This window comes from Nostoc sp. DedQUE08, from assembly GCF_034530895.1.
GTDB lineage: Bacteria > Cyanobacteriota > Cyanobacteriia > Cyanobacteriales > Nostocaceae > Nostoc.
The window spans coordinates 22,293-29,658 of sequence record NZ_JAVRCD010000084.1; the positions used below are offsets into that span (position 1 = coordinate 22,293).

Here is a 7,366-nt window from a genome sequence, read left to right on the forward strand (position 1 = left end):
ATCTAGTTCAAGTCTCGATAGATTCAGTTAACAGCTATTAGTATAGATAACTGGTTTATAAAGACGCGATGAATCGCGTCTCTACAAATGGTCTATTTGTCGCATTCTTTTTTTTAATGGGTATTAATTTTGAATCTGAGCCAGAATCGGTAAGGTAATTACAAATTCTGTTCCAACGCCCACGGTAGAATTCACAACCAGGGAACCGCCATGTTTTTCTACAACAATAGACTGAGCGATCGCTAATCCTAATCCCGTTCCTTTACCAACACCTTTCGTAGTAAATAAGTGGTCAAATACTTTTTGCTTGACTAATTCACTCATGCCTTGACCATTATCAGCAATGCTCACTTCAATTTGTTTATTTATTAGAGAGGTAGTAATTTTAATTCGATTGGGATTGGCTTGAATTTCTCCAAAACTCTGACCTGTATTTGATTCATCCAAGGCATCAATTGCATTTGCTAAGATGTTCATAAATACTTGATTTAATTGACCAGGGAAGCATTCAATTTGTGGTAAATTTCCGTACTCATTGATTACTTCAATAGCTGGACGTTCTTCGTTGGCTTTCAGACGATGTTTGAGAATTAAAATCGTACTATCAATGCCTTCATGAATGTTAAACGGTACTTTGTAATCTCTATCAGCACGGGAGAAAGTACGCAGACTGGTGCTAATGTTCTTGAGCCTGTCACACGCCATTGTCATCGAATCAATCATCTTGAGCAAATCTTCTAAGGTATATTCCAAATCGATTTCTTCAGCATGAATTAAAATTTCATCTCCGGGAGTAGGAAACTTTTGTTCATATAATTTCAAGTGTTCGATAACATCAATAAATGTTGGTTTAGCTTGTTGGAGACTGGCAGCAATAAAACCAAGAGGATTATTCATTTCATGAGCGACGCCAGCAACTAAGTTCCCCAATGCAGACATCTTTTCACTTTGGACGATTTGTAATTGAGCTTGTTGCAAATCTTGTAAAGCTTGCCCAGCTTGCTGATAAAGCCGAGCGTTTTCTAAAGCAATTGCTGCTTGGGAGGAAAGTAGGTTAATCACCTGTAAGCGGTTACTAGTAAATACTCCTTGATTCAATTGATTTTCTAAGTAGAGAATCCCCACCAAATGACCTTGGTTAATAATGGGCGTGCATAATACGCTTTGAGGTTGATGTAGGAGCAGATATTCTCCTATTACACCAGGAATACTCGTTTCACAATTGTCTATGATGACAGTTTCTTGAGTATTTTTAACGTAATTGATCAGTTTTCTCGGAATATATTGACAAGCATCTATTGGTTGTGAATCAAGAATAGTTTTGACATCAGTCTGGGAATTTAACTGTTGATCGATAAAAGTAATTGCCCGCACTTGCCAACTATCCTCTTGAGGAAGAATTAATACAGATGTTTTCGCACCAGAATTTTCTAAGATAATGCGAGTGAGACTGCTGATAAGTGCGTCTAATTCGATACAACTGGAGATAGTTTGAGCTGCTTTGAGAATGCAGGTTAAATCTAGAGCATCAGAAATATTAGTGCTGCTGGTAGTGTAAGAAGTAGATGTACGAGCAATGCTGGCTATGGTTTCTAAGGGATTTAAGTTAAATTCTTGCTGTTGCAAAATAGGTTTGAGTAATTTGGGATAGCTTTTTTCCAAGTCATCAGTTTTGGCTTTTGCTCCCCAACGGGCATAACTGTAATATGCTTGTTGCAGATATCCTTCTGCGGCTTTTTCTTTACCCCATTCTAGGTAAAATTTGGCAGCAAGTTCGTTAGCGATCGCGGCTTCTTGAACATAGTCATTGGCGATCGCTTCTTGGATCGCTATTTCATAATAATCTGCGGCTTGTAGGCGATCGCCAGTTACACGAGCTTGTTCAGCTAAAATTAAATTGTACTTGTGCTGATAATTTACGGGTGCATGAGTCGCCCATTCTTGCATTTTTGACTGGTTTTCGGCTACTTTCTGGAGATAAACCTGTTGCTGTGCTTCATTTACCTGAGAACAAAGAGCTAACAAACTCAAAGATTGGTAGAAATTCCGCAAAGGAACAATTAATAAGCCTGCTGCTCCCTGCTCATACTGCTCAAATTTTTGGGAATATTCCCAAGCAGATTCGTATTCACCAAAAAGATAAGCTAGGAGCGTTTTTGCTAGATAGACATAACAAATACCATTAATATTGTTTGTTTCAATTAAAGTCGGTAACATTTCGACTTCGTGAAAATGTTTACCAATTAAACAACAGGGATTAGCCGCTTCTCCTTGTAAATTTAGCACCGTCTGCCGCCAGATATTTCCCCAAACCAGAGATACCTCTTGTTTAATTTGCTGCATGAGATCGCAATATTTATCTGCCTCCAGCACAGCATTTTCTAGGTTTTCTCCGCTCCAAAAGAGAAATTGACAATAGCAATTGGCACAATAGCCTACATATTCTAAATTTCCGGTTTCTAATCCACTCTGCAATCCCTCCAAAAATAGATTCAATGTGGATTTAATTGAATCTTTCCAATGTTTAATAAACAGGCTAAAGGTTAGATAAACTCTACTTTTAAGTTCTTTAGTTTGAAATTTTTCTAAAAGTTGTACTGCTAGTTTACCAAATTGATACCCATCTTCAATTGCACCAATACTGCACAAAAATAATCCATAGAGACTGTAAGCAACAGCTGCCTGTGGTGAGTTGCCATGCTGGATACAAATTTCGATCATTGTAAAAATTTTGAGCGGCAATAACATCGGTTTGGCTATATAGACTGGAGCAAACAAACCCGATAATATACGGAGCGCAACTAATTTTTGGGGATCAATGATTTCTGGCATATCTGCCAATGCTGCAATCGATTGATGAACCAACATTTGTTGTAACTGGTTATATTCATCAAAAATCATTTGAGTGTTACTGTCTTCAGGTAACGTCAAATCTAGTAATTGCAATGCTTCTCTACCTGTGGCTATTGCTTCAATAAATTTATTTTGTGCCGTATAAGATTGGATTTGAATCTCATAGGTACGAACTTTTTCCAATGGAGATTTAGCGTTTTTGAGGATAATCTCTACTAATGATTTTGATGACTCAAAGTTTGTATTCAGATATTCTGCCTCAGCCGCAGATTCGTAAACAGCAAGGGCCAAATCGTAGCTGCTTTGCCAAGCATTTATCGGTAATAGAAGCATTGCCACTTTTAAATACTCAACTGCTGTTGCATAAGCTGTCGAGTTTTTGGCTTTACAACCCGCTATCAAATTTAACCGGGATAAATGTTCTCGTTCGTCAGCTTCTTTTAATAATTCCAGTCCGTAATTAAATTGATTAACGATCGCAAAAATTCCTGATTGCTGCTCTTTAGGTGTATTCTGCAACAACAATCGCCCAATTTGCAGGTGTGTTGACTGTTTTTGTGCTTCTGGAATTAGTGAATAGGCTGCTTGCTGGACGCGATCGTGTAAAAATTTATATACAACCATCTCAGACTGTTCTTGAGTAGCTGCTTGATTTTCGGAACCAACAAAAAACTTATAAATCTCACTTTGCGGCAAAATCAACCCTTCTTGCAAAGCGTTCCATAAACAATCTGCGGTTTCTACCTCAGATTGTTTAGAAACAATCACTAATGTTTTTAAATCGAACTGATTACCAATACAAGCGGCTAGCTTCAATTGTTGTTGAGTTGATTCTGGTAATCTTCGTAATTGAAAAACCATAAAATCAACAACATTGTCTGCTAGAGTTTGCTGATTTATTTGAGAAATGTCACACTGCCAACACCCTTCGGCAAAATTGAATTGAATTAGTCGATCTTGATGTAATGATTTCAGGATTTGAGTGGCAAAAAATGGATTCCCTTCAGCTTTACGATAAATCAATTGTGAAAGAGATAATGCCACATTTTCTGCACAATTTAAGGTATCGGCTACAAGTTGGTTCAATTGTAATTGGTTGAGCGGTTTCAGGGCAAGACTATTCACCTTTACACCTGTTTTGCGAATTTCATCCAACATTACCATCAACGGATGTGCTGGAAATACTTCATTGTCTCGATATGCACCAATTAACAATAAATATCCCTGATTAGCTTCATTCATTAATAATTGCATCAATTTTAATGAAGCTGAATCTACCCACTGCAAGTCATCTAAAAATATAACTAACGGATGTTCTTTAGTTGTAAATACTTGGAGAAATTTCTGAAATAATAAATTAAATCGGTTTTGTGCTGCGTTACCTGATAATTCTGGTGCAGGTGGTTGTTTGCCAATAATTTTTTCTAATTCAGGAATGACTTCAATAATTACCTGTCCGTCTTCACCTAATGCTTGAATAATTTGATTTTGCCATTTGTTTATTTGTATCTCACTTTCTGCTTGTAATTGCTCCATGAAGTTACGGAAAGCTTGGACAAATGCAGAAAAAGGAATATTTCGATTAAATTGGTCAAATTTGCCTTTGATAAAATAACCGTGTTGACGAACAATAGGTTTATGCACTTCGTTAACAACGGCAGTTTTACCAATTCCCGAAAACCCAGCTACCAGGATTATTTCTGTTGCTCCCAGGCTGGCATTTTCAAATGCTTCTAGCAGAGTTTCTACTTCTGCTTCTCGTCCATAGAGTTTATCAGGGATAATAAATCTGTCGCACACATCCCTTTGGGCAATTGGGAAACTTTCAATTTTGCCAGTTGTTTTCAGTTGAACTAAACAATTTTCTAAATCATACTTCAATCCTAATACACTCTGATAGCGGTCTTCAGCATTTTTTGACATTAATTTGCTAACGATATCCGAAATTACCGCCGGAATTTGTAAGTTAATTACATCTATTGATGAGGCTACCTTAGCAATATGGGAATGCACCAATTCCATTGGATCGTTTGATTGAAAAGGTAACTCACCTGTGAGTAATTCGTAGAAAGTTACACCAAGCGAATAAAAATCAGTCCGGTAGTCAATTCCCCGATTCATTCTCCCTGTTTGTTCTGGAGAAATATAAGCTAATGTTCCTTCTAACACATTGGGGCTAATTAGCGTATGCATTTCTCTTGGTAATAGAGAGGCAATACTAAAGTCGATTAATTTAACTTGTTTGGTTTCTGGATTAATTAAAATATTGCTCGGTTTGATATCTTTATGAATGATCCGCTGACTATAGAGTATCTCTAAGGTATTACAAAGTGCGATCGCTATTTGTAAAAATTCTTGTAAAAACCTGATATCTCGCGTTTGATCGCGAGCAAAATAATCTTTTAGAGAAATGCCGCCAAAATCTTCCATCACCAACGCATAGGCATTTTGATACGCCTCTAGGCTGTAGGTTTGAACGATTAAAGATGAGTTTAGATTTTTGGCAATGGTGTACTGATTGCGAAACTGCACCAGTTCGTTGAAGGATGGATATGGATTTTTCAGCAGTTTGATCGCTACAGGTAATGAGTCACTTTCTCGATACCCTCGGTAAACTACAGTTCTCGAACCATTGTAGATTTCTTCAATGATTTGGTATCCATAAATATTAACATGAGTGCTAAACATACCGTTAAATCCGAGTCATTTATAACTTGATTATTCCCAAATTAATAACGGCAATTTAATGTTAATTAATAAAGATTACTATGGCTTTACTTTCGAGACTATTTATGAAGATAAACTTTAAATTGTATGGTACATTACACGCTAATTTATCTTTAAAGCATCCAATGCAGAGATAGAATATCTCACACAAGGTATCAAGGTTATCAATAGTAAATTAGGAACCTGCAAAGCGTAAAGTAGGAATTTTTTAACTCAAAAATATGCTTGTAAGGGCTGGGGAAAGATTAAAAGGGAAGAGGTTATACCATTTTAGATTTTGGATTTTAGATTTTGGATTGGGAATTGCCTTGGTGCGTCTGGCTTGGTGTGAATCCATCTGTCGCAATCATTTTTCAAAATGGTATTAAAAACCTTTCACCTTTTCCCTTTAAACTTTAAAGAACCAAGTTAACAACAGCAAACTACTAGTACCTGCTGGGATTTTTAGTTAGGTTTCGTAGTCTGACTAAAGGCAATTCCATACTCAAATAGAAGAGACTATTATTGATTGACAGTAGGGGAAGTTTATTACTTTGCCGACTGTTATTAGATAGGGTTATGTTATAACTAGTCCTCAACTACGGTTATCTGGAATTACCGCATAAGCATCAATTTCAAATAACATACCGTCAAGTGCAAGTCTAGGAACGGGAATAAGAGTGTTTGCCGGTGGTTTATTCCCCCATAAATTTATAATTTCACGTCCTAACGGGATCAATTTATTTTGGTTGTGATCCACTATAAGAACAGTAATTTTTGCGACATCTTGTGGTTGTGCCCCAACGGCTGCTAAGGCATAACGGAGGTTTTTAAAAGCCTGTATTAACTGCTTTTCAAATTCATTGGAGACAAGATTCCCTTGTAAATCAGAACCAAATTGACCAGAAATATAGACGGTTCTCGCCCTTGATGGTGTCACAGCTATATGGCTATAGCCATTTTGGGTTGGATTATATAATGTTGGTGGGTTCACCAATTTCAACTCTTTGTTGTCTTTAGCGCTTACTTCCGTTTGTGTTCCCACCATCAAAGCGGTAGTTATTCCACTACCTCCAAGCCACAAAAGTGCATTTCGTCGCGAGAAGTTTGCTACTAGCGAATTTACAGCACTGGTAATACGTTTAGTCATTAAAGCTCCTTAAATGTGAGTTCTCTATTTTTGCTCATACTTAGTTCTATTATCTATCCAATTATGCTAAAAAGCACTATTAATGAAATATAATGCCGTGCAATCACGTAATTAATAGCTCCTAATGGCTTTCAGGTCGTTTAGCTTTCGATATGGATGCAGTTAATACTTATACCAAATCAGGTTATTAACCCCCAAAAAGTGTATTAGGCGATCGCAGCGCGTGTTATTTTTCGTAAACAGGTTGTGTCGGTTAATAGACTTCTTGGCATTTGTCGGGAAAAGGGGGAAAGGGACTCATATCATGTCCGGTTAAAGACTTATCATTAAGACGGCAGGGGAGCAGTTCTTGCTGGGGGCAGGGGGAAAGAGGGTTTCCTGGTTTTTGCACAGATGCGGGAATTATAACTAATTAGGCGGACATGATATCATGTTTTAAATCCCTTACTATGAGTCCCTTTCCCCTTTCTCACAGACCTCATAAGCGCATTTTTAGGTTGGCAGACTACTAGCGGTAATCTGCGCAAGTTTCTTTTGCAGCCCTCAATACTGGAGTTTAGACTAAATTCTTTTTTTAAGGCTACAACCTGTGTGTGGTAAGCATTTAGGACTTACGCATTGACAAGGTTGCCAAGAAGTGAATTCAGGGAAAACAAG

General features: G+C 37.4%; 2 protein-coding genes. Both read right to left on the minus strand.

All coding sequences use genetic code 11. The features are described 5' to 3' along the window. Positions 1-123: 123 nt before the first annotated feature. The gene (locus tag RMY64_RS33510) at positions 124-5,541 is read right to left on the minus strand and encodes an AAA family ATPase (protein WP_322702301.1); all 5,418 of its coding nucleotides are present in this window, start codon (positions 5,539-5,541) and stop codon (positions 124-126) included. Between the two features lie 613 nt (positions 5,542-6,154). Next, the gene (locus RMY64_RS33515) at positions 6,155-6,709 is read right to left on the minus strand and encodes a RidA family protein (protein ID WP_322672407.1); all 555 of its coding nucleotides are present in this window, start codon (positions 6,707-6,709) and stop codon (positions 6,155-6,157) included. Positions 6,710-7,366: the final 657 nt, after the last annotated feature.